Here is a 1,026-nt window from a genome sequence, read left to right as displayed (position 1 = left end):
CACGCAACCACTGCGCTTCTTCACCGCCACGCCCGAAGATGCACGGGTCGCCACCCTTGAGGCGCACCACGCATTTGCCCTGACGGGCATAACGCAACATCAGGCGATGGATAAAGGCTTGCGGCGTTGAACGACAGCCGCCGCGCTTGCCCACCGGAATTATCCGCGCGCCGGGACAGTGCTCCAGCACCGCGTCGTTGACCAGATCGTCGATCAGCACTACATCCGCTTCACTCAACGCCCGAACAGCTTTGAGGGTCAGTAATTCAGGATCACCGGGACCTGCACCCACCAGCCAGACTTTTGCGCTCATAGTGTTTTCCTCACGAGATGGCGGCTTGCGACTGCGCGGTGGCGGCCAGCAAACGCTTGATTTCCGGGACGCAGGAGCCGCATTGCGTGCCGCAACCCAATTCTTGTTTCAAACCCGGCAAGTCCAGGCCGCGGCGGATGCCAGCGCAGACCGCGTTTTGGCTGACGTTTTTGCAGTTGCACAGGGTTTTGTTGCCGGTCGCTTCGGCGTCAACCTGGCCCGGTGGGGCACTCAGTGGCGCGAGCAGCCAGCGCCGTAGTTGTTCATCGGTGCGACCTTCGAGCCAAAGGTTTTGCAGCCAGTGCCGGGCGAGGGTTTCACCCGCCAAGCGGATCGCGGTGATCCGGCCGTTCTCGATCCGCACCCGCTTACCGATTGAGCGTCGTGGATCGTCGTAGGCCAGGACCGGTCCATCGTTTAKCCCCAGGCATTGATCGATATCGCGCAGCAGTTGCGGATCTGGCGCCATGGCGCTGGCCGCGCGTATCAGCAGCGCAGGGCGCTCACGGCCGGTCAAACTGACGCTGACGTAGGAAAACGCCTCGCAAAGGGGGCGCAGAGTCTCAAAGTGTTGTTGGACATCGCCCTCTATCAGCGCGAAAAGGTGCCAAGGTAAATGCACCGGTTCCAGGCGCACGCCGCTGTGTTTGAGTTCCGGTTGTTTCGACAACGGGTCGAAGGCGGGCAGGGTGAGGCTGTTCACGCCCCCCTTG

2 protein-coding genes are annotated in these 1,026 nt (G+C 62.0%); both read right to left on the bottom strand.

Going from position 1 to position 1,026, the window contains the following annotated elements:
• A partial coding sequence (locus ACXRVY_RS31305) for an SAM-dependent methyltransferase (RefSeq protein WP_458239250.1) occupies positions 1-313 on the bottom strand: 313 nt, incomplete at its 3' end.
• Between the two features lie 10 nt (positions 314-323).
• Positions 324-1,026 (bottom strand): (2Fe-2S)-binding protein (locus tag ACXRVY_RS31300; protein ID WP_458239249.1); only part of this gene is annotated, 703 nt, incomplete at its 5' end.

The sequence above is a fragment of the Pseudomonas sp. P5_A2_2 genome (genome assembly GCF_054177685.1).
Note: the sequence above shows the minus strand (reverse complement) of the source record. Positions and strands in the feature narration are given on the sequence as shown.